This is a genomic window from Actinomadura sp. NTSP31 (genome assembly GCF_041951385.1).
Classification (GTDB): domain Bacteria; phylum Actinomycetota; class Actinomycetes; order Streptosporangiales; family Streptosporangiaceae; genus Spirillospora; species Spirillospora napierensis.
The window spans coordinates 23,418-46,363 of the sequence record NZ_JBGNUT010000050.1; the positions used below are offsets into that span (position 1 = coordinate 23,418).

At 73.5% G+C, this 22,946-nt stretch carries 24 protein-coding genes; 12 read left to right on the forward strand and 12 right to left on the reverse strand.

Features of this window, described 5'->3' with window-relative positions:
- Nucleotides 1–55: 55 nt before the first annotated feature.
- From ACA514_RS45985 to fdxA, 6 genes are all read right to left on the reverse strand, one after another.
- Nucleotides 56–481: a DUF350 domain-containing protein gene (locus tag ACA514_RS45985; protein ID WP_375047837.1), complete on the reverse strand. Its 426-nt coding sequence runs from the start codon at nucleotides 479–481 to the stop codon at nucleotides 56–58.
- 10 nt (nucleotides 482–491) lie between these two features.
- On the reverse strand, nucleotides 492–926 hold the full coding sequence (locus ACA514_RS45990; protein ID WP_375047839.1) for a DUF4247 domain-containing protein: 435 nt from the start codon (nucleotides 924–926) through the stop codon (nucleotides 492–494).
- Entirely contained in the window at nucleotides 923–1,501 is a 579-nt protein-coding gene (locus tag ACA514_RS45995) for a DUF2617 family protein (RefSeq protein WP_375047840.1), read from the reverse strand. Before ACA514_RS45995 ends, ACA514_RS45990 begins: the two co-directional genes overlap by 4 nt.
- A complete protein-coding gene (locus ACA514_RS46000) occupies nucleotides 1,502–2,122 on the reverse strand; it encodes a DUF4178 domain-containing protein (protein WP_375047841.1) in 621 nt (206 codons plus the stop codon). It abuts the gene before it with no gap.
- Between the two features lie 205 nt (nucleotides 2,123–2,327).
- Complete coding sequence (gene dapC, locus ACA514_RS46005; protein WP_375047842.1) at nucleotides 2,328–3,413, reverse strand: succinyldiaminopimelate transaminase; 1,086 nt, start codon at nucleotides 3,411–3,413, stop codon at nucleotides 2,328–2,330.
- Nucleotides 3,414–3,582: 169 nt separating this feature from the next.
- Nucleotides 3,583–3,909, reverse strand: coding sequence for a ferredoxin (gene fdxA, locus ACA514_RS46010; protein ID WP_151545573.1), 327 nt, complete (start codon nucleotides 3,907–3,909; stop codon nucleotides 3,583–3,585).
- Between the two features lie 220 nt (nucleotides 3,910–4,129).
- Between fdxA and ACA514_RS46015 the strand changes: the two genes are divergently transcribed.
- Entirely contained in the window at nucleotides 4,130–4,270 is a 141-nt protein-coding gene (locus ACA514_RS46015) for a hypothetical protein (protein WP_375047843.1), read from the forward strand.
- Nucleotides 4,271–4,308: 38 nt separating this feature from the next.
- On the opposite strand, the gene ACA514_RS46020 is transcribed toward ACA514_RS46015, so the two are convergent.
- A complete protein-coding gene (locus tag ACA514_RS46020; protein ID WP_375047844.1) occupies nucleotides 4,309–5,196 on the reverse strand; it encodes a polysaccharide deacetylase family protein in 888 nt (295 codons plus the stop codon).
- Nucleotides 5,197–5,488: 292 nt separating this feature from the next.
- Between ACA514_RS46020 and ACA514_RS46025 the strand changes: the two genes are divergently transcribed.
- Both ACA514_RS46025 and ACA514_RS46030 read left to right on the forward strand, forming a co-directional pair.
- Entirely contained in the window at nucleotides 5,489–6,154 is a 666-nt protein-coding gene (locus ACA514_RS46025; RefSeq protein ID WP_375047845.1) for an RNA polymerase sigma factor, read from the forward strand.
- Nucleotides 6,151–7,152, forward strand: coding sequence for a CU044_5270 family protein (locus ACA514_RS46030; protein ID WP_375047846.1), 1,002 nt, complete (start codon nucleotides 6,151–6,153; stop codon nucleotides 7,150–7,152). Before ACA514_RS46025 ends, ACA514_RS46030 begins: the two co-directional genes overlap by 4 nt.
- 48 nt (nucleotides 7,153–7,200) lie before the next feature.
- On the opposite strand, the gene ACA514_RS46035 is transcribed toward ACA514_RS46030, so the two are convergent.
- Both ACA514_RS46035 and ACA514_RS46040 read right to left on the reverse strand, forming a co-directional pair.
- Complete coding sequence (locus tag ACA514_RS46035; protein ID WP_375047848.1) at nucleotides 7,201–8,079, reverse strand: enoyl-CoA hydratase-related protein; 879 nt, start codon at nucleotides 8,077–8,079, stop codon at nucleotides 7,201–7,203.
- Nucleotides 8,080–8,138: 59 nt separating this feature from the next.
- Entirely contained in the window at nucleotides 8,139–8,483 is a 345-nt protein-coding gene (locus ACA514_RS46040; protein ID WP_375047849.1) for a hypothetical protein, read from the reverse strand.
- Between the two features lie 115 nt (nucleotides 8,484–8,598).
- On the opposite strand from ACA514_RS46040, the gene ACA514_RS46045 reads away from it, so the two are divergent.
- Entirely contained in the window at nucleotides 8,599–9,570 is a 972-nt protein-coding gene (locus ACA514_RS46045; protein WP_375047850.1) for a methyltransferase domain-containing protein, read from the forward strand.
- Between the two features lie 72 nt (nucleotides 9,571–9,642).
- Nucleotides 9,643–10,338: a hypothetical protein gene (locus ACA514_RS46050; RefSeq protein ID WP_375047851.1), complete on the forward strand. Its 696-nt coding sequence runs from the start codon at nucleotides 9,643–9,645 to the stop codon at nucleotides 10,336–10,338.
- A 79-nt stretch (nucleotides 10,339–10,417) separates the two neighbouring features.
- Here ACA514_RS46050 and ACA514_RS46055 read toward each other — a convergent pair whose 3' ends face one another.
- The gene (locus tag ACA514_RS46055; RefSeq protein WP_375047852.1) at nucleotides 10,418–12,319 is read right to left on the reverse strand and encodes a TNT domain-containing protein; all 1,902 of its coding nucleotides are present in this window, start codon (nucleotides 12,317–12,319) and stop codon (nucleotides 10,418–10,420) included.
- A 155-nt stretch (nucleotides 12,320–12,474) separates the two neighbouring features.
- Between ACA514_RS46055 and ACA514_RS46060 the strand changes: the two genes are divergently transcribed.
- On the forward strand, nucleotides 12,475–13,653 hold the full coding sequence (locus ACA514_RS46060) for an alpha/beta hydrolase family protein (protein ID WP_375047853.1): 1,179 nt from the start codon (nucleotides 12,475–12,477) through the stop codon (nucleotides 13,651–13,653).
- Here the strand turns inward: ACA514_RS46060 and ACA514_RS46065 are convergent.
- On the reverse strand, nucleotides 13,640–14,593 hold the full coding sequence (locus ACA514_RS46065) for a zinc-binding dehydrogenase (RefSeq protein WP_375047854.1): 954 nt from the start codon (nucleotides 14,591–14,593) through the stop codon (nucleotides 13,640–13,642). The two genes, ACA514_RS46060 and ACA514_RS46065, sit on opposite strands and share 14 nt — an antisense overlap.
- A gap of 154 nt (nucleotides 14,594–14,747) precedes the next feature.
- On the opposite strand from ACA514_RS46065, the gene ACA514_RS46070 reads away from it, so the two are divergent.
- From ACA514_RS46070 to ACA514_RS46095, 6 genes are all read left to right on the forward strand, one after another.
- Nucleotides 14,748–15,335: a hypothetical protein gene (locus tag ACA514_RS46070; RefSeq protein ID WP_375047855.1), complete on the forward strand. Its 588-nt coding sequence runs from the start codon at nucleotides 14,748–14,750 to the stop codon at nucleotides 15,333–15,335.
- On the forward strand, nucleotides 15,329–16,126 hold the full coding sequence (locus ACA514_RS46075; RefSeq protein ID WP_375047856.1) for a hypothetical protein: 798 nt from the start codon (nucleotides 15,329–15,331) through the stop codon (nucleotides 16,124–16,126). Before ACA514_RS46070 ends, ACA514_RS46075 begins: the two co-directional genes overlap by 7 nt.
- A gap of 23 nt (nucleotides 16,127–16,149) precedes the next feature.
- Nucleotides 16,150–17,877 (forward strand): protein kinase, encoded by a 1,728-nt coding sequence (locus tag ACA514_RS46080; RefSeq protein ID WP_375047857.1) that lies wholly within the window; start codon nucleotides 16,150–16,152, stop codon nucleotides 17,875–17,877.
- A gap of 234 nt (nucleotides 17,878–18,111) precedes the next feature.
- Complete coding sequence (locus ACA514_RS46085) at nucleotides 18,112–19,593, forward strand: hypothetical protein (protein ID WP_375047858.1); 1,482 nt, start codon at nucleotides 18,112–18,114, stop codon at nucleotides 19,591–19,593.
- A 94-nt stretch (nucleotides 19,594–19,687) separates the two neighbouring features.
- Nucleotides 19,688–21,547 (forward strand): endonuclease/exonuclease/phosphatase family protein, encoded by a 1,860-nt coding sequence (locus ACA514_RS46090; RefSeq protein WP_375047860.1) that lies wholly within the window; start codon nucleotides 19,688–19,690, stop codon nucleotides 21,545–21,547.
- 49 nt (nucleotides 21,548–21,596) lie between these two features.
- Nucleotides 21,597–22,364: a hypothetical protein gene (locus tag ACA514_RS46095; RefSeq protein WP_375047861.1), complete on the forward strand. Its 768-nt coding sequence runs from the start codon at nucleotides 21,597–21,599 to the stop codon at nucleotides 22,362–22,364.
- Here ACA514_RS46095 and ACA514_RS46100 read toward each other — a convergent pair.
- On the reverse strand, nucleotides 22,361–22,906 hold the full coding sequence (locus tag ACA514_RS46100) for a PadR family transcriptional regulator (protein WP_375047862.1): 546 nt from the start codon (nucleotides 22,904–22,906) through the stop codon (nucleotides 22,361–22,363). The genes ACA514_RS46095 and ACA514_RS46100 overlap by 4 nt on opposite strands.
- Nucleotides 22,907–22,946 lie beyond the last annotated feature (40 nt).

Sequence of the window (22,946 nt, forward strand, 5' to 3'; positions counted from 1 at the left end):
GCGGGCGCCTCCGCCGCGGCGGGCGGCGGAGGCGCTTCGCCGAGGTCGCGGGAGGTCAGGAGACCGCCCCGGCCACGATCGCGGCGACGGCGACGTCGGCGGCGGCAACGACCCAGCCCGCCGGGTGGATCGTCTCGCCGTTGACGAGCGTCGCGCCCAGCTTGCCGGGCGTGATCAGGTCGAGGAAGTAGAACGCCACGACCATCAGCACGATGCCGATGGCGCCGTAGACGGCGGTGTCGACCAGCCCGTCGCTCAGGTCGTTGTCGCTGGTGACGATCGCCGTGGTGACGATCGCGCCGACGCCGAGGAGCTTCTCGCCGAGCAGCAGGGCGGCGCCCTTGTTGCCCTCGGTCCAGATCTGGTGGCCGAGCCGGCCGGGCGTCGTCACCTCGACCACCAGGTAGCCGATCGCCATCAGCGCGATGCCGACCGCGCCGTAGGCGAAGGTCGCGCCGATGTCATGCGCCATGTCGTTCATCCGTTGCTCCTCATTTGCCCGACCCTGGACCGCCGCCGCGGAAGGACGCGATGCCGTGCTTGTTCCAGCCGCCGCTGCCGGGCGCGCTCCAGCGGTGGCCGACATGGGAGTAGTAGCGGTTGTAGCCGCCGGACGGCTTGTCGAGGGTGATGCGGCTGCCGCGCCCGTACGGCGTCACCCCGACGACCATCTTCGGGTAGCGCAGGAACACCCCGCCGCCCGAGCCGTACCTGGCCAGGTCGTCCACCCGGTCGATCGACTTGAACTTGCGGTTGATCGCCGACGCGACCGTCCGCGGCGGCTGGGACGCCTGGAAGGTGTTGTAGCCGACCTTGTGGTACTTCTTGCCGATCCACGACTGCTGCGAGTCGCCGCAGCCGCCGAGCGACACGGCCAGCAGGGCGGCGGCGAACCCGCCGGCCAGGGCCCGGTACGTCCTGTTCATGTAGGTCTCACCAACCGGCTCCGCGTCATCACGATCTCCCTGGTCTGGGGGTAGGCGTGCCAGGTCCGCCAGCCGACCCCGGCCCGCGGTCCGGTGCCGCCCGGGGTCGCGCCGTCCGGAGCCCTGCCTGCCGGAAACCTGCCCGCCGGGAACATGCCCGGGGGCGCGCCGTCCAGGGCGAGGGCGGTGACGGCGTGCCGGGAACCGGGGAACGCGCCGGTCAGCGCGTCGCCGCGGTCCGCGAGCCGCGCGCACACCGCGTCGACGGCCCGCGCGAACGCCGCGTCGTCGTCGTGCACGGCCGTCGTCGCGGTGAAGTGGTAGGTCCAGCCGGTCAGCGTCGTGGCGGCGCTGCCCGGCAGCGGCGCGGCGGCGTCCCCCTCCAGGCACGCCACGGTCTCGCTGAGCGGCCCGGCGATCACCTGGTGGGACGCGCCGAGGAGCCGCAACTGAACGGTCAGCCCGGCCCGTTCCACCGGCAGGACGGCGAGGGCGTCCAGCGGCGGCAGGCCGAGCGCGAACGACAGCCCGTCGGCGCGCGCGTCCTGGTAGGGGGTGTCGAGGACGGCCCGCATTCAGCCGCTGCCCGGGTAGATGGTCATGGTGCCGGCCGGCACGCGCTCGCCGAGCCCGGCCTCCCACTGGCCGCCGCCGTACTGCTCGAACGACAGGTAGCGCCCGCCCGGCCCCTCGTAGTCGACGTACTCGACGCGGCCCTGGACGCCGACGCCGGTCGTCCCCTCACTGGTGTAGTCGGCGGTGCCGTGCTCGTCGCGGCGGTACTCGACGCCCTCGACGGTGATGGTCCGGTCACCGGGACGCATGTCGCCGATGTCGTATTCGGTCCAGTAGACGACCTCGAGGTCGGGGTCCTCCTCCACCGACAGCCACACCTTCTGGCCCTCGATGGTGTCGGCGTCCAGGAGGTGCTCCGACCAGGTGAAGCCGCCCTCGCGCAGCCGCAGCGAGCCGCGCACGAAGTAGCGGGTGCCGAGGTACTCGACCATGTCCCCGGCCTTCAGCGTGCGGGGGTCGCCGGCGACGCTCTGCTCGGGGGCGAACGGGTCGCGCGGTGCTGCGGGCGCGGGCGGCGCGGGCTTGCGCCGCGACAGCACCACGATGAGCACGACGACGAGCGCGACCACGAGGACGATCAGTGCCAGCACGAGGGCCAGCACGGTCCCATTCACGGACATACCTCCATTGATTCGGCGATCCCGGAGGGCGGAGACCAGCGGATCCTACCGACTGTGGCCGCATACGCCCATATCGCGATCAGACGTAATGAAGGAACATCCGGTTTCATACGGAAAACCCGGACCCGCGACGGCGGGCCCGGGATCCGAAGTACGGGTAATCACTGGTCGCCGGGCACGCGCACCGGCTCGGGTCGCGCCCGGGTCAGAGGCGGGCGACGGCGGCGGCGACGCGCTCGTCCGTGGCGGTGAACGCGATCCGCACGTGCCGGGCGCCGGCCGTCCCGTAGAACTCGCCGGGGCCGACCAGGATGCCGAGCGAGGCGAGATGCCCGACGGTCTCCCAGCACGGCTCGTCCCGCGTGGCCCACAGGTACAGCGACGCCTCGGAGTGGTCGATGCGGAAGCCGTGCCTCCCGAACGCGGCGCGCAGGTCGGCGCGGCGCCGCGCGTAGCGGGCGCGCTGCTCGTCGGCGTGCCCGTCGTCGTCGAACGCGGCGACCATCGCCGCCTGCACCGGCGCCGGGACGATCATGCCCGCGTGCTTGCGGACCTCCAGCAGCCGCCTGACGACCGCGGAGTCGCCGGTGACGAACCCGGCGCGGTAGCCCGCCATGTTCGAGCGCTTGGACAGCGAGTTCACCGCGAGCAGCCCCTCGTGGGAGCCGCCGCACACGTCCGGGTGCAGGATCGAGACCGGCGGGCGCTCCTCGTCCCAGCCGAACTCCAGGTAGCACTCGTCGCTGACCACGAGCGCGCCGCGCCCGCGCGCCCATTCGACGACCTTGCGCAGGTGCTCGGCGGGCAGCACCTTGCCCGTCGGGTTGGACGGCGAGTTCACCCAGACGATCTTGGGCCGGACCGGGCCGAGCGTCAGCAGGCCGTCGGTCGCGACGGGCTCCGCGCCGGCCAGCCGGGCGCCCACGTCGTACGTCGGGTACGCCAGCTCGGGGAAGACGACCTTGTCGCCGGGGCCGGCGCCGAGCAGCGTCGGCAGCCACGCCACCAGTTCCTTGGTGCCGATGACCGGCAGCACCGCGGCCGGGTCCGCGCCGGTCACGCCCGCGCGGCGGCGCAGCCAGCCCGCCACCGACTCGCGCAGCTCGGGCGTGCCGTAGGTGGCCGGGTAGCCGGGCGCGTCGGACGCCTCGGCGAGCGCCTTGCGGACGGCGTCGGGCGTCGGGTCCACGGGCGTGCCGACCGACAGGTCGACGATGCCGTCCGGATGCGCGGCGGCCCGCTTCTTGTACGGCTCCAGCCGGTCCCACGGAAAGTCCGGCAGCGTGAACAAGGCCCAGCCCTCCTCGGCGGGACGCGCGGGCGCCCCGAATCGGCAGGGCCGTGGCCTCCCGCGGAGTGCGCGGTCGACCACGGCCCGGACGCGTTGAACCACAATGGCCGTCCTGTCGGGACGCTCCCCAAAGGTCGCGACCCGCCGTCCCGGCCGGTTTAGACCGTTCTCAGTCTTCCTGGCTCTGCGGGGGCAGCGCCGCGACGATCGGGTGGTCCTTGTCGATCTTGCCCACCTTGGAGGCGCCGCCGGGCGAGCCGAGGTCGTCGAAGAACTCCACGTTCACCTTGTAGAAGTCCTTCCACTGGTCGGGGACGTCGTCCTCGTAGTAGATGGCCTCAACCGGGCAAACCGGCTCGCACGCACCGCAGTCGACGCACTCGTCCGGGTGGATGTAGAGCTGACGCTTCCCTTCGTAGATGCAGTCGACCGGGCACTCCTCGATGCATGCCTTGTCGAGCAGGTCCACGCAGGGCTGCGCAATGACGTAGGTCACGTCAGTGACTCCTCTCGGGTTTCCGGCCCCGCCGCACGTCACGGCTCACCGCAAGCTCGCTGTGAATAGTATGGCCACCACCGCGCAGTCGATTCGACATGGGGGTCCTCACATGTCCGGCCGCTTTGCCGCGCGCCTGGTGGTGTCCATCAGTAGCGCGGACGTGGGTCAGCGGGTCTCGCTGCGCCGTCGTCTGCCAACGGGAGAGTACAGCGACGTGGTGGGCGTACTCGAATCCTGGTCCGACAAGACGCTTCAGGTGCGCCGCCGCAACGGCGAACTCGTCGAGGTCCCCGAGGAGATCGTGGTGGCCGGCAAGGTCGTCCCGCCGATGCCCCCGCCCAAACGCCGCGGAGTCTGACGGCGTCCTGGCGACACGACGGCGCGGTGGTCCCGCGGTCAGTGGCCTTCGGCCTGCTGCGGGTGCGACGGCGACGGCGACGGCTGCGGGCCTGCGGGCGAGCCGGTCGGCGGCGGGCTCGCGGTGACGGGGGCGGGCGAGGCGGGCTTGGGCGGCATCCGCTCGGAGTAGGACTGGCCGGGCTTCAGCTGCCGGCCCTCGAACAGCTCCGACACCGTGACGAAGGTGAAGCCGCGCTTCTTCAGCCCCCCGATGACCGCCGGGATCGCCTTCACGCTCGGCTTGTGGATGTCGTGGAACAGGATGATGCCGCCGGGCTTCGGCTCCTTGATCCCGACCCGGGTGTCGCGGGCGGTGTTCAGGTAGCGCCAGTCCTCGGTGTCGACGCTCCACAGGATCAGCGGCATCCCGATGGTCTGCCCGACCCGCTTGTTCGTCGCGCCGTACGGCGGGCGCATGATGGTCGGCTTCACCCCGCCGGACGCCCTGGTGATCGCGTCCTGGGTGCGCTGGATCTGCGACTTGACGGCGGCGGCCGACATCGCGGTGAGCTGCGGATGGTCCCAGCTGTGGTCGCCGACCTCGTGCCCCTCCATCACCTCGCGCCGCACCGCGGACGGGAAGCCGTGCACGTTCTGCCCGATGATGAAGAACGTGGCGCGCACGCCCTCCTTCTTGAGCACGTCCAGCAGCCCGTCGGTGTAGGGGCCGGGGCCGTCGTCGAAGGTCAGCGCGACGCACTTGAGCCGGTCGCAGTCGACCTTCCGCTGCGCGGGCGGGCGCTGCGGCGGGGCCTGGGCCGCCCGCGCCTTCCCGCCGGCCGCCAGCCGGTGCCCGGCCGTCCGCGCCTGCTTCTTCTCCGTGTGGCCGCATCCCGAGACGAGCAGGAGGGCGGCCGCGATAAGGGCGAAATTCCTGGTCCGCACCACGCACCCCCGTAACGTGTTGCCTCGGGCCGCTTCTTACCCTGCGCCCCACTCGCAACACACGTCACCAAGGTCCGGATTGCCAAGATCGTCCTTGGGGCGCGCCGGGGGACGCACCACCATCATGCAGCCGGTCCCGGGCCTTCCCACCCCAGGGTGAGCGAACTGTCGCCCCGCGGATCCCCCGCCGTCGCCGGGCCCGCGAACGGGCCGTGAACCCCGAGGGGCGCCGCGGGTGATGACGGATGACCGTGCGACGCCTCGCACGGCGAACCGCAGAGGACGGAGCCGCATGACAGCCAGTCCACGGGGCGCCCCGGCGCCGTCGGGCGACACCGCGAGCCCGCCCGGGGACGGTCCCCGGCCGCCGGAGGACGGTCCCTCGGCGCCGGAGGACGACGCGCGCCTGATCGAGCGGTCCCGGAGCCATCCCGACGCCTTCGCGGGCCTGTACGACCGGCACGCGCCGTCCATCCACCGGTACGCCGCGCGCCGGCTCGGCGACCACGCGGCCGACGACGTGGTCGCCGAGACGTTCCTCGCCGCGTTCCGCCGGCGCGGCCGCTACGACCTGGCCCGCCCGGACGCGCGGCCCTGGCTGTACGGGATCGCGGCGAACCTCATCGGCAAGCACCGCAGGTCGGAGACGCGGATGCTGCAGGCACTGGCGCGCACGGGCGCCGACCCGGTGACCGACGCCATCGACCGGGCGGACGCGCGGGTCAGCGCGGCGGCCGTGTCGCGGCGGCTCGCCGGCGCGCTGGCGGACCTGCCGGCGCGCGACCGGGACGTGCTGCTGCTCGTCGCGTGGGCGGACCTGTCGTACCAGCAGGTCGCCGAGGCGCTGTCGATCCCGGTCGGGACGGTGCGGTCCCGGCTGAACCGGGCGCGCCGGAAGGTGCGGGAGGCGCTCGGCGGGTCCGATCCGACGAACGTCCACGAAGGGACGGACGCATGAACGACCTCGAGGAAGTCGGCGCGTTCCGCGCGCAGGTGCCCGAGCCGGGACGCGACCGGCTCGCGCCGGGACGCGAGCGGCTCGTCCGGGCGGCGGCTCGTCCGCGCCGCCGCATGCCGGGGTGGCGGGCCGGGCTGGCGGTGGGGACCGCCGTGGCCGGGGCGGCGGCCGTCACCGCGGTCGTCACGGGCGGCGGGGATCCGGCGCCGGCGCCGATCACCGCGCGTCCGGTGAGCGCCACGCAGGTGCTGGAGAGGGCCGCGGCGGCCGCCGGGGCCCGGCCCGACCACCGCCCCGGATCGCACCAGTGGGTCTACACCAGGACCTTCCAGGCCGGGCAGCCGGACGCGCCGTCCTTCATGCAGCACCTGGAGAGCTGGGTGCGGTTCGACGGCCTCAGGACCGCCCGGTACGACCAGGCGCCGGGCAAGAAGCCACGGCTGGTCGTCACGGGCATGAAGCCGGACGGCGACGGCGAGGAGCGCTCACCCGCGCAGTGGTACGACTACCTGCGCGCGCTGCCGGGCGCCCCGTCCGCGCTGCTGGCGAAGATGGACCGGCGTGCGGACGCCTACAACGCCGAGCAGCACCACCGGCTCTTCAGCACGGCGGACGGCCGGGACCAGTGGGTGTTCGGCAGGCTCGTCGACTTCCTCGAGCAGGGGCCGTCGGCGCCGCCGTCCGGGCGCGCGACCGTCTTCCGGGCCTTGGCCGCGATCCCGGGCGTCCAGGTCAAGGAGGGCACGAAGGACGCGATGGGACGTGCGGGCACGACCGTCTCCCGCACCGGTCCGGACGGGATGCGCGAGGAGTTCGTGCTGGCGTCCGGTACGTACGACTACCTGGGGCGGCGGTTCGTGGCGGTCAAGGACCGGACCCTGGGGAGCCGTCCGGCGGTCAAGGGCGCTCCCTCGCCCGTCATCCGCGCCGGGACCGTCACCAGCGAGCAGGCGGTCGAGGTGACGACGGTCGTCGACCGCCCGGGGCAGCGGCCCTGACGCCGCCGTGCCGCCCTCACGGCCCGTGGGGGCGGCACTCGGCGCGGGTCAGCGGGCGGGCCAGTCGGGGACGCTCGGGGGGAGGTCCTTGGTGACGCGCATCGGGAACGCGGCGGGGCGCTTCTCCAGGAACGAGGTGACGCCCTCGAGGGCGTCGGCGCCGCCGCCCAGCTCGGCCATCAGGTGCGAGTCGGCGACGTGCGCGTCCCACGGGGACGGGGCCGACAGGCCCGACCACATGAGGCGGCGGATCGTCGCGACCGACACCGCCGAGGTGTTGCCGGCGATCTCGCCGGCGAGCGCGTACGCGGCGGGGAGCAGCTCGTCGGGGGCGTAGACGCGGGAGACGAGACGGCCCGCGAGGGCCTCCTGCGCGTCGAACACGCGGCCGGTCGCGGCCCACTCCATCGCCTGCGCGATGCCGACGATGCGCGGCAGGAACCAGCTGGAGGCGGCCTCGGTGACGATGCCGCGGCGCGCGAACACGAACCCGAACCTGGCCTTCTCGCTGGCCAGCCGGACGTCCATCGGCAGCGTCATCGTGACGCCGACGCCGACCGCCGCGCCGTTGAACGCGCCGATGACGGGCTTGAGGCAGCGGGCGATGCGCAGCGCGACCGTGCCGCCGCCGTCGCGCGGGGTGCCGTCCTCCAGGACGTCCCCCTCGCCGGCGAACATGTCCTTCGACTTCTCCTGGTCGAAGGTGCCGCCGCCTCCGCTGAGGTCGGCGCCGGCGCAGAACGCGCGGCCCGCGCCGGTCACCACGACGGCCCGGACGTCGTCGTCGGCGTCGACGCGGTCGAAGACGTCGAGCATCTCGTTGCGCATCGTGAACGTGTAGGCGTTCATCTTGTCCGGGCGGTTCAGGGTGACCGTCGCGATCCCGTCCTGAACCTCGTACCCGATCTCGGCGTAGGCCACGTGCATCCCCTTCTCGCGCCCCGACCTGAGGTGGAATTCGATTCTAGGAAGCCGGGCCGGGCGGCTCAGCTCCGGGCCGCCGGGAACATCCGCAGCACCACGCCGCGGCGCCACTCGTCCAGGCCGCCCTCGTGGCCGGCGGGCGGCAGCAGCATGATCCCGCCGTGCTGGTCCGGCCACAGGCGGACCGGGACGTCCGGCGGGAGCGTCAGCTCCATCGGGTAGTCGCGGGACGCGGCGAACACCCGCGCCGCCTCGCCGAGCACGCGCGCCCAGCCCTGCCCGAGGTAGGGCGGCAGGCCCTCCGCGCTCAGCTCCGGCAGGCCGTGCTCGATCAGGCCGGCGGTGCGCAGGGCCAGGCCGTCCGGCCGTTCGGTGCCGACGATCCGCACGACATCGGGCTTCTTCATGGCCCGGACGATACGGGACGCGTCCCCGTGACGCGGGTCACCCGGGGCGCCGGGCCGGGGGGATCCGCGCACCCGCCGAACTCATGTCCGATAAATTACGACAGTGAATTGGGCCGTGACGTACGACTCCGCCTTCGGGTACGTCTCCGCGCACGGCGCGCCCCTGGTCGACCTGCTCGACCCGCAGCCCGGCGAACGGATCATCGACCTCGGCTGCGGAACCGGTGCGTTCAGCGCGGAGATCGCCGCCCGGGGGGCCGAGGTGCTGGGCATCGACGGCAACCCCGACATGGTCGCGCAGGCGAGCGCGCTGAACCCGGGCATCTCCTTCATGCTGGGCGACGCCCACACCTTCACCATCGCCGAGGCCTGCGACGCCGTCGCCTCCAACGCGGCGCTGCACTGGATGACCCGCGACCCCGGCGCGGTCATCGCGCAGGTGCACGCGGCGCTGCGGCCCGGCGGCCGCTTCGTCGGCGAGCTCGGCGGCGAGGGCAACTGCGCCGAGCTGGTCGCGGCGATGCAGACCGCCTGGCGCGTCTTCGGCCTCGGCGAACCGGAACTGCCCTGGTACTTCCCGAGCCCGGCCGAGTACGCGACGAAGCTGGAGGAGGCGGGCTTCTCGCTGCGGCTGCTGGAGCACGCGGAGCGGCCCAGCCAGATGACCGAGGGGCCGAACGGCGCCGCCGACTGGGTCCGCGCCTACGCCGCGCGCGCGCTCGCGGACGTCCCGCCGGAGCTGGTCGAGCCGCTGCTCACCCGGGTGAACGACCTCGCGGCGCCGGCGCTGCGCCGCGAGTCCGGCTGGGTGGCCGACTACGTGCGGCTGCGGTTCGCCGCCGTCCGCAAGCCGGACGCCCCGCCGATGCCCGAGGCCCCGCCGGCGCCGTCCGCCGCGACGGCCCCTCCGCCGCCGCCCGCTCCGGGCCCGCCCGCGCCCGGCCCGTCCACGCCTGGGCCGTCCGCGCCCGGCCCGTCCGACGTCCCGCCACCCGGAGCGACGCCCCCGGCCGGCGCGCCCATGCCGGACCCGACGGCTCCGGCCGGTGCCGCGATGCCGGGCGGGGCCGTTCCAGGCGGCGCCTGACGCACGGGGACCGCGACACGCGCCGGGGGTCGGCGGTGTGGTGGTTCGCGCGGGTTGCTTAGGGTTGGGGGCATGCGGCTCTACGACCAGCGGACCGGGCAGGCCCAGGAGCTTCCACCGGGGCGGGTCCTGCGGATCCAGCTCCTGGAGGGGGCCGGGCACCGCGCGCTGGTGGTGACCGACCTGCTGCGGCGGACGGGCGAGCGGGCCGGCCGCGAGGTCCACGTGGCCTGCTCGCCGGACCTGGCGGTCGACGACCGCGACCTGGCGGACTACAACGTCCAGCCGTTCGAGGTCCTCGACTGGGACGCGCCGCCGCCGCGGGCCGACCTCTACATCGCGTCCTCGACGGACGTCGACGTCGACGCGCACTGGATGCTGGTCCCGCAGGAGAGCGGCGACTGGCGCACGGCCATGGCCGACGCCGGGATGGACGCGCTCGCGGCGCGGCTGGCGATGCTGGAGGTGCCCTACCGCGACCCGCTCGAACTGACGGCGGCCCGCTACATGACGGCGGCCGGGCGCCTGGACGCGTGGCGGAACCTGGTCGCCGGGTGGGCGCGGAGCCCGGGCCGGCCGCTGGACCGCGCGTACGCGCGGAAGGCGGAGCGGGCCCTGACCGACGACCTGGACGGCCCGTCCGCGCTGGCCGTGCTGGACGAGATCGCCGCCGACGCGGACGTCCCGCCGGGCGCGAAGCTGGAGACCTTCATCCATCTCGACCTGACGCTGGCCCTGGGTCTGGTCGCGGCCATCGGGACCGCCTGACCGCCCACCACGGCACCTGACCCACCCTCGGCACCTGACCCACCATCGGCACCCTGACCCACCATCGGCACCTGACCCGTCAGTCGTGGACTTCCAGGAGGCTGCCGTCCGCGAGCAGGTAGGCGAGCGAGCGCTCGAACACGTACGCCGTGCCGCCGCCGGGCTGCTCGAACCACGGGACCGCCGTGCCGGTGAGGGCCTGCACGGGGCGCAGTAGCCGGTACACGTGGTACTCGCGTTCCTGCCAGGCGGCGGGCAGCGAGCGTTGGGGGAACGGTGTGCGCGCGGCGTAGGCGGTGTTGCCGCCGTGGCCGCCGTAGCGGTCCACTTCGGTTCCTGCGGGAAGCTCGGTGACCTGCCGGTCCCGCAAGAGCGACAACGGCGGCTCCCCCTTCAGCGGCTGAATCTGGGGGATCTGGACGGTCTGCTGGGGCGTCACCATCAGCAGGCTGCCGAGGAGATACGCGGCGGCGTTCTCTCCGTTGTCGAAGGTGACCTGCCGGGTCCGTTCACCGTTGTCGAGATGGAAGACCGTCCAGCCCGCCCTCTCCTGGAGCAGGCACCAGGTTCCCTCTTCCTCGCCGCGGAGCCGGTAGCGCGCGCGGTCGACCTGGAGGGCGTCCAGGCGGTTCTGCAGGAACGCGAGCCACTGCTCGGGCTCCGGTTCCGTCCGGATGCCGCGCGGTACGGTGCGTCCCATCGCGGCGGCGCTCGCGGCGTCCATCGCGTCGTCGTCCACGACGGGAACCCGGAACCCGTGCGCGCGCATGTGCGCGACCAGGTCGGGCTCCGGCGGGACGCCGTGCTCGCGCAGGTAGTAGCCGACCGCACCCGACCACACCCACGCCCCGTCGGTGTGGAAGGTCAGCGGGACGCGTTCGCCGCGCGACGGGTCGAGCAGGTCCGGGGCGCTGGAACGGGCCGCCATCACGGCCGGCGCGTCCTCCAGGTACCGGATCACGGCGTCGGCCTCGTCCGGCGGGACGGGCGGGCGCGACACCACGGGCGGGCCGCCGCCCGTCCCCGCCCGGTCGAACACCCGCGCCTTCCGCACCGGGCTCTCGAACCGGGTGGTCGCGGGCGGCGAGACCGGCGCCGGGCCGAGCCGCCGCGCCATCCACCCGGGGACGTCGCGGCGCGGCAGCCGCTCCAGCTCCCGCCGCACGTCGTCCGCCGACGGCTCGGACTCCCAGCGCGGCTCCTCGTCGCGGGTGAAGCTCGCCCGGCACCGCACGGCGCCGTCCCCGTACGCGATCTCGACGTCGATCCGGGACCAGGTGGAGCCCTCGAACGCGTGCGTCCCGGCGCGCAGCCGGTCGAGCAGCCCGGCGGCGGCGCGGGGCGGCGTCCAGGCCGCGGTGGTGCCGTCCGCCTTCCGCAGCGCCATCGGCGGGAACTCCACGTGCCCGCCCACCGCCTGGTAGTGCCCGGAGATCCGCTCCCAGAACGGCGGCGCGTGGTCGGCGACCAGCACCGCGAACGGTCCGGTCAGCAGCTCCGCCTGCTCGACCGGGTCCAGCGGCGCCGGCGCGGGCCACTCGGCGGGCTCGGACGGCTCGCGGCCCTCCAGCCGGTCCCGCAGCCAGCCCGGCACGTTCGCGCCGTCGCGCGGCATCACGATCTGGTCGCGCCGCCACGCCTCCAGCGGCGCCGGCGGGTCCCACTCCGGGTCGAACTCGTCGTTGTAGAGGAACAGCGCCGCGGCGGGCTCGACGATCGCCAGCATCGAGAACCAGGTGCCCTGCTCCGACAGGTAGTGCGCGCGGCGCAGCTCGGTCAGCAGGCCCTCCAGCTCGTCCGGCACGACCTCGGCGGGCACCACCGCGCCCTCCCCGGTCAGCATCGTCAGCGCCACGTCGCTCGCCGCCACGGTCGCCGCGCAGCGCAGGTCGATGCGGCGCCAGCGCGGCGGCGCGGTCTGCCGCGCGAACCGGACGATCCGCTCCTCGATCTCCGCGATCCGCTCGCTCTGCCCCGTCACCCGCGCGTCCCCTCGTGTGATCCCTATGGAACCTGAGCGGCAGGTTAACCGCACGGATCCGCCCATTGCGGCGGGACCCGGTGTTCGCGGACGCTCGGGGACATGGCCGCCGACGCGCCCGGAGCCCACCCGGACGTGGGCTAACGTCCTATGTCGTGTCCACCGATGCACCCGAATCACCGGTCCCCGCGACGTCGTCCGACCGGCCGGCCCGCGCGCGGCGCCGCCGCGTCCGCGCCCTGATGGCGGCGCTCGGCGCGGTCGCCGTCCTGCTGTGCGCGACGGTCGGCGGCATCGGCTGGTACTTCGCCGGCGTCGCCGCCGAGGTCGACCACACCGCCGAGTACCCGCTCACCATCGAGGACGCGTCGGACGGCACCGTCACCCTGCCCCGCGAGCCCGAGACGGAGCGCCCCGGCACCTGGGCGCTCGTCTGGGAGCACGGCGGGCGGGCGCTGCTCGGCCCGGTCGTCGGCGGCGACGACGACCACGTCGTCCGGAAGGTCGTCTCCGTCTCCCACGGGACGCTCACCAAGGGCGCCGCCGCGGGCATCGACCACTGGGTCTACTCCGGCGACCCGAAGTCGGCGCTGGGGCTCGACTTCAAGGACGTCACGTACCCGTCCAAGCTCGGCCCGATGCCCGCATGGCTGCTGCCCGGGTCCTCTCCCAAGAGCACCTGGGTCATCGGCGTCCACGGACGCAACGCCGACAAGGCCGAGACGTTCCGCGCCATGCGGACCGTCCACGACCTGGGGCTGCCCATGCTGTCGATCGCGTACCGCAACGACGTCGGCGCCCCCAAGTCCCGCGACCACAAGAACCACCTGGGCGACACCGAATGGAACGACGTCGCATCGGCCATCTCGTACGCGCGCGCGAACGGCGCCACCGGTGTCGTCCTCTACGGATGGTCGATGGGCGGCGCGATGGTCATGACGACACTGCGGCACGACCCGTCGTTCGTCCGCGGCCTCGTCCTGGACTCCCCCGTCATGGACTGGAACGCCACGCTCGACAAGCAGGGCGACGCCCGCCACCTGCCGCCGTTCGTCACCAGCCTCGCCAAGACCGTCCTGGAACGGCGCATCGGCATCGACCTGAAGGACTTCGACCAGCGCCGCTACGCCCCCAAGCTGCGGACGCCGACCCTGCTGTTCACCACTGCCGACGACGAGACCGTCGCCAACGGCCCCGCCTTCACCTTCGCCCGGACGGCACCGCGCGGTATGGTCACCCACATCGCCGCGCAGGGCGACCACACCGAGGCGTGGAACGTCGACCCGTCCGCCTACGAGACCGCGCTCCGGGCGTTCCTCTCTAGAGTCCGCTGACCTGGAGCAGCGTCTTCCCCGTGGTCGCGCGGGACTGGATGGCCGCGTGCGCGTCGGCGGCGTTCCGCAGCGGGAAACGCTGGCCGATCAGCGGACGCAGCCGCCCGGCGGCCGCCTCCCGCAGCGCGCTCAGCGTCGCGTCCCTCAGCTCCTGCGGAGACGGCTTCGGCTGGAGAAGCGCGACGCGCCGCGCTTCCGCCGCCTCTTCCGGGATACCGGCCCACTCCCCGCTCGCCAACCCGAAACTGACCATCCGGCCACCCTCCCGGACCAGCGTGAACGCCTCCCGTCCAACGTCCCCGCCGACCCCGTCGAACACCACGTCCACGGGCCCGGTCCCCTCACTCCAGCCCGGCTCCCGGTAGTCGACCGCCTCGTCCGCGCCCAGCCGCAGCGCGACCTCCGTCTTGTGCGGACCCCCGGCCGCCGCGACCACCGTCGCCCCCGCCGCCTTCGCGAGCTGGACGAGCAGCGTCCCGACCCCGCCCGCGGCCGCCTCCACCAGCACCCGCTCCCCCTTCTCCGGACGCGCCGCCCCCATCATCAGCGTCGCCGTCCGCCCGTCGGCCAGCAGCGCGACGGCCGCGTCGAGCGGCAGACCGTCCGGCACCTCGAACAGGCCCCCGGCGTCGACCGCGGCCAGCTCCGCGTACCCGCCGGACCCGCCCGTGCCGCTCACGATCCGCCGCCCGACCAGCCCCGGATCGGCCCCCGGTCCCGCCGCCGTCACCGTCCCGCCGACACCGTTGCCCGGGATCATCGGAAGCCGCGGCGCGAACGGCTGTGGCCCCCGCCCCGCCCGCATCTGCGTCTCCACGAAGGTGACATTCGCGTACTCCACCTCGACGAGCACCTGCCCGTCCCCCGGCACCGGATCCGGCGCCTCCCCCGGCACCAGCACCTCCGGACCACCGAACTCCCTCAGCCACACCGCGCGCACAGCACCCCTCCGTTCATCGACAGTCCCTCCAGGCTGCAACCTCAACCGAGATCGAGGTCAACCGTCCGCAACGAATCCCTTTTCTCGCCACACCCACCTCTGTAAGCTTTCGCGCGTATTCCGCCCCGTTGTCGGCCAGCGCTCAGGGATGGCGATGCGCGCCCGGTTGGTACATTCCTCCCCGCAACGGCTCCGCCGCGCCGCGATCCCCCTCGCCGCCCTCCCCCTCCTCGCCGGGTGCGGCGCGTCCCACCCGTCGTCCGGCGACCTCAAGCCCGAAGGCTCCTTCGGCACCGGCGGCGCCGCCGTCCCCGCGACCACCGCGCCCGCCCCGTCCGCCGTGCCGACCGCGCAGCTCTACAGGACGGTCATCCAGCGCTACCGCGACTACCAGGCCGCCTACAAGCAGGCGTACGCCACCAACGACCCCAGCGGCCTCCCCGCCGTCGCGATGGACCCCCTCCTCGCCCAACTCACCAAGGACATCGCGTCCACCAAGGCCAAGGGCGAGATCTGGCGCTTGACGAACACGTTCAACCCGCACGTCTACGCCACGTCGAAGGACGGGTCGAAGATCTACGTCATCGACTGCGTGAACACCCTCGCCGGCTACCGCTACTCCGCCACGACGGGCAAACGGATCGGCGGCGGCCCAGGCGGCGCCTACATCTACCGGACGACCGTCCAGTACGACTCGGGTACCTGGAAGGTCGCCGCGACCACCCGGGACCGCACATGCTGACCTCCCGCAGCAAAGGACACACGATGTCCATCCACACCCCCGCCGCACGCCGGACGCTCTCCACCGTCATCGCGGCAACCACCCTGCTGGCCCCGTTCCTCGCCGCCTCGCCCGCTCGGGCCGGCGGCTGTGACGATCCCGGCCAGCTCAGCTGCAACATCACCGTCCATGAGCCTGGTTCCCCGGGTGGAGGAGGGGGAACGGGCGGCGGTTCCGGCGGCGGTGACGGCGGCCCCGTCATCGCGCCCGATCCGGTGGGGCTGAATGCCAACGAGGGCGCGGGATTCGTCCAGGTGCCCGGGAACCAGGCCGCGCCGCAGGCCGCGGTGCCGGCCACCGCCGATCTCGTGGCCTCGGCAATGGACACGGCATCCTTCCCGGTACCCACCGTCCACACCGCTCCCAAGGGCAAGACCTACGTGCGGTTGGACACGTCCCTCTGGGTGGACGGTTTCCAGGTGGTGAAGACCACTCGGCTCAAAGTGGGAAACCAGACGGTGCAGGCGACCGCCACCCCGGCGTCGGTCACCTGGGACCTCGGGGAGACCACAAAGACCTGCGACAACGCCGGAAGCGAGAACGGCAAGGCCTGCAGCTATACCTTCAAGCGATCGTCCGCCGCCGCGGCCGGCGGTGCCTACAAGATCACCGCGACCGTCATCTGGCATGTCGCCTGGACATGCGTGGGGGCCGACTGCGACGGCCCGGGCGGCGAGCTGGCCCCGCACCCGGAGACCTCACCGCCCACGCCGCTCATCGTCGGCGAGATCCAGACGACCACGGGCCAGTGACGGACGGATCACGCGGCTGGCAGGTGCCCGGCTACATCCCGATCGAGGAACTGGGTTCGGGAGCCCAGGGGACGGTCGTCCTGGCGCGTCACGAGACCGGCGGCCCCGCGGTGGCGATCAAATACCTCGCTCCGAACCTGCTGCGGAGCACCACCGCACGGGACACCTTCCGAGGCGAGGCGGAACTCCTGCGGCGGGTCGTCGATCCCCATGTGGCGCGGCTCTTCTACTACGTGGAGTCGCAGCAGGGAGCCGCGATCATCCTGGAAGCCGTTCCGGGACGGTCTCTACGGCGCGTACTGGACGATCACGATGGGCCGCTCGCGCCGGAAGCCGCGCTGACGATGTTGAAGGGCTCGCTGCTCGGGTTGGGGGCGGCGCACGCGGTGGGCATCGTCCATCGCGACTACAAGCCGGCGAACGTGCTCGTCCAGGACGACGGACGGAGCAAGCTGATCGACTTCGGCATCGCCGTCCTGACCGGGCAGGGCGACCACGCCGGAACGCCCGCCTACATGGCGCCTGAGCAGTGGGAGGGCCAGCCCGCCACACCGGCGACCGACCTCTACGCGGCGACCTGCGTGTTCGTGGAATGCGTCACGGGCAACAAGCCCTTCCAGGCGACGACGGTGGAGGAGTACCGCACCAAGCACACGACTGCGCCTGTGCCCCTTGATCGGGTGCCCGAGCCGCTGCAGCCGCTCGTCCAGCGAGGTCTGGCCAAGAGCCCGGCCGAGCGGACATGGAACGCACATCAGTTCGTCGGAGAGCTGGAAGAGCTCGCCGTCCGCGAGTACGGGGCGGACTGGGAGCGGCGCGGCGTCATCGCGCTCGGCGCGGTGGCGGCAACGGTCGGTGCGGCCATCCCGCTGGCGGCGCTCGGCGGCAGTCTGCTCGCACACGGCGCGTCGTCCACAGGCGTGGGCGCAATGGCCTCGGGCGCCACCGGTCATGCTGCCGGGCTCATGCAGAGCGCGGCCTCAGCGGACGTCGCGGCCAAGGCCGGCACCTCCACGTCCAAGGGCGTACTGACCAAGTTGGGCGGTACCAAGGGGGCGACTGCCATCGCGGGTGTGGGGGTCGGCGGGGCCATCGCGGCTTGGGTGCTCTGGCCCTCGGGCCCAGGGGTGGGGGGTGTGAGCCACGGCGGTATCCACGCGTACTGGACACATCCCGGGGTCCTGGTGGGGCAGGCGTACATGCCGGCCTCCGACACCCCGTACATGGACCTGACCCTCACGGTGAGGCCGGCACGGATGAAACGGGGCACCACACTCCGGTTGGTCGAGCAGTTCCGCGCTCGCACGCCGTCCGGCAGCAAATACCTACCCGACGGTCGGCGCCAATGTTTCGGCGAAAATACGAAGCGGAAGGACGTCACAAACGATTACAGCTTCGGATGGAACAGCGAGGATCCTTCGATCAAGGAGTACGTCCTGTACTTCTACAAGGTGCCGCCGGCGAAAAGGAAATCGCTTCCCACCGGGACGGGCGCCATCCCGGTGCCGGCCAAGAGCGTCATGACCGATAAGGCCGAGCCTTACGTCGCGTCCGAGTGCGCGTTCCTGAGCAGGTGGACGCAGACCTTCACACTTCGGGTGCCGGGGAGGAACGTCCTGGCGCCCGGACGGTACCTGGTCACACCGTTCGGCCCGATGCGGATCACGGGCAAGAGGGCCGGAGCCTCGCAGGAGGCGATGGGGACGGTCAACGAGGGGTCCGCGCCGGTGGTGCAGGTGCTCGGTGGGTGAGGGGGCAAGTGCGCGTGGGGGCCGCTGGTAGGATCGCGGCCGATGCGCGGGTGGATGCTGTGACGCACTCAGGGTTCTCGCCAGGCGGACGGGCGACTCGCACACTTCCCCCGCTCCCCCGCGCAGTCGTTCCGACGACAACCGCATAGGAAGCCGCTCGCCCCGGCGCCCGCGCGCCGGCGCCGGCCGCCGCCGCCCAGCGTCCGCCGCACGTCCACAGTTAGGTTCCCGGTGTTGCTCTCCCCTCAGATCCGCCGCCGCCTGAAGGCCGGGCCGGTGCGCGCCGCGGTGGCGGGCAACCGGCTGTTCTCGGTCCTGCTGGCCGCCGGGGTGGTGCTGCGGGTCTTCGTGGTGCTGGGGTATCCGCCGGCGCTGTGGTTCAACGACAGCTACGACTTCCTGCGGATCGCGGACGGGCCGTTCCCGCATCCGCTGCGGCCGTCCGGTTACGGGCTGTTCCTCTGGGGGCTGAAGCCGTTCCACAGCCTGGCGCTGGTGACGGGGTTGCAGCATGCGGCGATCCTGGGGATCGCCGTGGTCGGGTATGCGGCGCTGGTCCGGAACTTCGGGGTCCGGCGGTGGGTGGCGGCGCTGGCGGTGGCGCCGCTGCTGCTGGACGCCTACCAGGCGGAACTCGAGCATCTGGTCTTGTCGGACACGCTGTTCACCGTGCTGATCCTGGTGGCGATGCTGCTGCTCGCGCGGCCGGGCGCGGCCGGGTGGCGGCGGGCCGCGCTGGTGGGGGCGCTGCTGGGTGTGGCGGCCGTCACCCGGACGGTGGGGGTGCCGCTGTTCCTGATCGCGCTGCTGTACCTGCTGCTGCGGCGGACGCGGTGGACGTCGTTCGCGGTGCTGGCGGCGGCGTTCGTGCTGCCGCTCGGCGGATACGCGGCGTGGTTCCACGCCGACTACGGCCGGTTCGGGATGACCGGGGTGGACGGGATCTTCCTGTGGGGGCGGACGTCGACGTTCGCGGACTGCGACCGGCACACGCCGCCGCCGGACCTGGCGCATCTGTGCCCGTACGGGTCGCCGGACGGGCGGCCCGCGGCGTCGCACCAGATCTGGGTGGAGAACTCGCCGACCGGGTGGGTGGACGGGAAGCCGTTCGACGAGAGGACCAACGAGCAGGCGCAGGAATTCGCGCTGTGGGCGATCCGGACGCAGCCGCTCGGCTATGTGAAGGCCGTTTCCTACGATTTCTTCGTCCGGACGTTCGGGTGGAAGCGGCACCATTATCCGACGCCCGGGACGGAGGCGCGGTACCACTTCCCGGTGCGCGCGCAGGAGCAGAAGCCGCTGCCGCTGATCGGCGGCGGCGACCGGATCTCGGTGGTCCGGGATTACGAGCACGGTTCGGGGAGGACACATATCGTCGACCCGTTCGCGGGCTGGTTGCGGGCTTACCAGGACCACGTTTTCGTGCGGGGGTCGATGCTCGGGTCGGTGCTGCTGGCCGGGCTCGCGGGGCTGCTGCTGCGGCGGCGGGCGCGCAGGGAGACCGCGCTGCTGTGGGCGACGGCGGTGACGCTGCTGGCGGTCCCGCCGGTCACGGTGGACTTCGACTACCGGTACATGCTGCCGGCGATGCCGTTCGCGTGTTTCGCGGCGGCGCTGGTGTGGGGGCGACGGCGCCCGGTGGAGGCGGAGCCGGACGGGGCGAAGGCGTCGCCCGCCGAGCCGGAGGAGGCGGAGGTCCAGCCGGCCGGGGCGTGACCGGGCCCGGCCGGAGATCAAGATCGCCGCGGGTATTGCGCCCGGCCGGAGCTATACGTGAGACTCCTTCACATTCTGGCCGAAGGAGGGCCCCATGGCGCGCATCCGGCTCGACGTGCTGTTCGGCGTCCTGGTCCTGGCGGACGTGCTGCGCGTCTTCCTGCCGTCGCTGATCACGCTGGTCGGCAGCGCGGGCTCGACGCCGGCCGAGGTGATGGGCGCGTACGCGCTGTCCTGGTTCGTCGCCGCGTTCCTCACCGTCCCGCTGGCCCGGCTGGTCCCGGCGCGGCGGCTGGCGGTCGCCGGTGGCGCGGCGCTGATCGTCGCGCGAATCGTCCTGCAGGCCACCGACGGCGGCGACCCGCAGCTCTACGCGGCGAGCGTCGGGCTGCTCGCCGGGCTCGTCTGGCTGGTCGCCACCGCGATGACCGCCGGCGAAGCGGCGCCCGTGATGACCGGCTTCGCGGCGGGTCTGGCCGCGGCGACGGCGCTCCAGGCGGCGGTCGAGGGCATCGACCTCGTGTGGCGGTCCGGGATCGCACCGTGGGTTCCGCTGCTGGTCTACCTCGCGCTCTTCGCCGTCACGCTGGCCGGGACGCGGGAGGCGGACGGGGAGAACGCCGCGCCCCGGGTGTGGCTGGCCGCCGGGCCGTCCGTCCTGCTCTGGGGCATCTACACCGGCAACCCCGGGCACGCGCAGGCGAGCGCGGGCTGGTCCGGCGGGGTCGCGGCGGCGCTGATCGCCGCAGTGGCGGTGCTGTCGGTCGCGGTGGCGGCGCGTCCCCGCTTCTGGACGCGGCACCCGCTGGTCCCGGCGGCCGGGCTCGTCCTGTCGGCGCTCGGGTTCGCGGCCGGGCGCGCGACGGTCGACGGCGTGCACGGCGTCACGCCCGGCTGGACGGTCGGCGCGCAGGTTCTCGGGCAGGTCGCGCTGGCGGGCTGCCTCGGCTGGGCGGCGCGCGTCCCCGGTCCGGACCGTCCCGGCCGGCGCGGGACGGCGATGGCGGGCGGCTGGCTGCTGTTCGTCGTGCTGATGTTCGCCTACTACTCCGCCTACGACCTGGGCACGCCGAACCGCTGGGTCCCGGTCGTCACCGCGCTCGGGGTCGCGGCGCTGATCGTCCGGGCGCCCCGCGCGGTGGAGCGGCGAGGGGTCGGCGTGCCGGCGGCAGCGGCGGCGGTGGTCGCCGTCCTGGCGGTCACGGCCGTCCCGCTGTGGCGCGACACCGGGCCCGGGTGGCGGCCGGTGGACGACGGCGGGCTGCGGCTCGCCGCGTACAACCTGCGGATGGGCTACGGCCTGGACGGGACGATGACCGTCACGAAGCAGGCGGACGCGCTCCGGAGGCTGCGCCCGCACGTCGTGGTGCTCAGCGAGGTCGACCGGGCGTGGATGCTGAACGGCGGCCGCGACTCGCTCCGGCTGATCTCCGAACGGCTCGGGCTCCGCGCGGTCTGGGCGCCCGCCGGGGACGAGGTGTGGGGCGACGCGGTGCTCACGGACCTGCCGGTCACCTCCGTCCGGAACGCGCCGCTGGTGAAGGGCGGGCCGACCGGCGCGGAGGCGCTCCAGGTGGGGCTGCGGTGGAAGGGCCGCGACCTGACGGTGATCGCCACGCACACGCAGCCGCCGGACGGCTGGAAGGACCTCGGCCAGGCCGAGCAGCTCGCCCGCATCGCCCGCGACGCGGCGCGCGGCGGCCGGCAGGTCGTGATGGCCGGCGACATGAACCTGGAGCCGGGCAGCGCGCCGTGGCGGGTGCTGCTCGGCGCGGGGCTGACCGACGCGCTCGCCGCCGCCCGCCCGTTCGCGACGTTCCCGGCCGCGCCGCGCCCCGACCAGCAGATCGACCAGGTGCTCGTCACGCCGGGCCTCACCGGGCGCGACCAGGCCAACGAGCCGGTCGCCTACTCCGACCACCGCCCCATCGCCGTCACCCTGGACGCGAAATGAGTACATGAGCGGATATCGCGGGTCGTCTCGCGCTCGCCATCGTGATCGCATGCGCCGACCCCTGATCGTCCTGCCCATCGCCGCTCTGGCGCTCGTCCTCGCCGGCTGCGGCGAGACGCCGTACCGCGCGTCGGCCGCGACCGTCGAGGACCGGGCCGCCGAGGAGGCGCGGAAGGCCGCGGACAAGGCGGGCGACAGGCTCTACAGCTCCCGCGTCCGGCCGGCGCAGGCGGTGGCGCACCGCGCGGCGGACCTCGACGGGGTCGAGGTCATGAAGGTGACCGGCGGTTCGACCGCCGGTCCGGGTATCGAGCTCGTGCTCCGCACGTCCGGGACCGCCTCCGAGCCCTGGTCGGCCGGTGCCCCGGTCACGGTTACGCGCTGCTTCGCGCTGTCCTTCTCCACGACGACCGAATGGCACCGGTACGGGACGCGCGAGGTGACCTGCCCGCCGGGCCGTCCGCTGGCGTTCAAGCCCTGGCCGAAGGCGCCGGAGATCCCGGACGAGCGGCTGAGGAAGGCGCTGCCGCGCGTCCCGTCCGGCGGCACGGCCGACGAGGCGAAGGTCCGCGTGGCGGTCGCGTCCTTGCGCCTGGACCCGGCGATCCACGTCGACGTCCGCGAAGAGGGAGGCGTGGTGGGCGTGGCGCTGACGGTCAGGCCCGATCCCTCCCTGGACGACGCGCTGGACTGCACGCTCGCCCGCGTCGCGCCCGGCGGCACCAGCGTGTGGAGCCCGTCCCGGATCCAGCGGATGCCGGGCGAGGGCGGCTGCGGCGTCGGCAACGCCGTCCACCCGCAGGCCCCGCCGCACTAGAGGTCGAGGTCGCCGGGATGCTCGGCGAGGTGCTCCCAGAAGTCCACGTACGCCTGCTCGTGCATGATGCCGAGCTTCAGGATGCGGGCCCGCGAGGTCAGCCGCGCCTCGTCCGACGGGTCGAGGCCGGCGCGGCGCTCGCGGTAGGCCTCCAGCCAGCGGCGGTGCAGCGCGGCCTGCTCGCGGGCCAGCGCGACGACGTCGCCCGGGTCGCCGAGGTCGGCGAAGAACAGCTTCAGCTGCGCCGGGTCGCGGGTCTCGATCCGGGGGCCGCCGGGGTCGGCGAGCCAGCGGCGCAGGGCGGCGCGGCCGGCGTCGGTGAGGTGGAAGACGCGGCGGCGGCGCCCGCCCTCCTCGGCCTCCTCGCGGAGCAGGCCGTCCGCGGCGAGCCGGGCGGGGATCCGGTAGAGCTGCGCGTGCGGGATCGGCCAGAACGGCTCGACGCCCTCCTCGACACGCGCCTTGAGCTCGTAGGGCGTCATCGGGCCGTGCCGTGCGATCAGCCCGAGCACGACGTACGCCTGGACCCCTTGTTCCTCCATGCGCGTCCTCCTCCCTTGACATCGTCTCAATGAGACCATA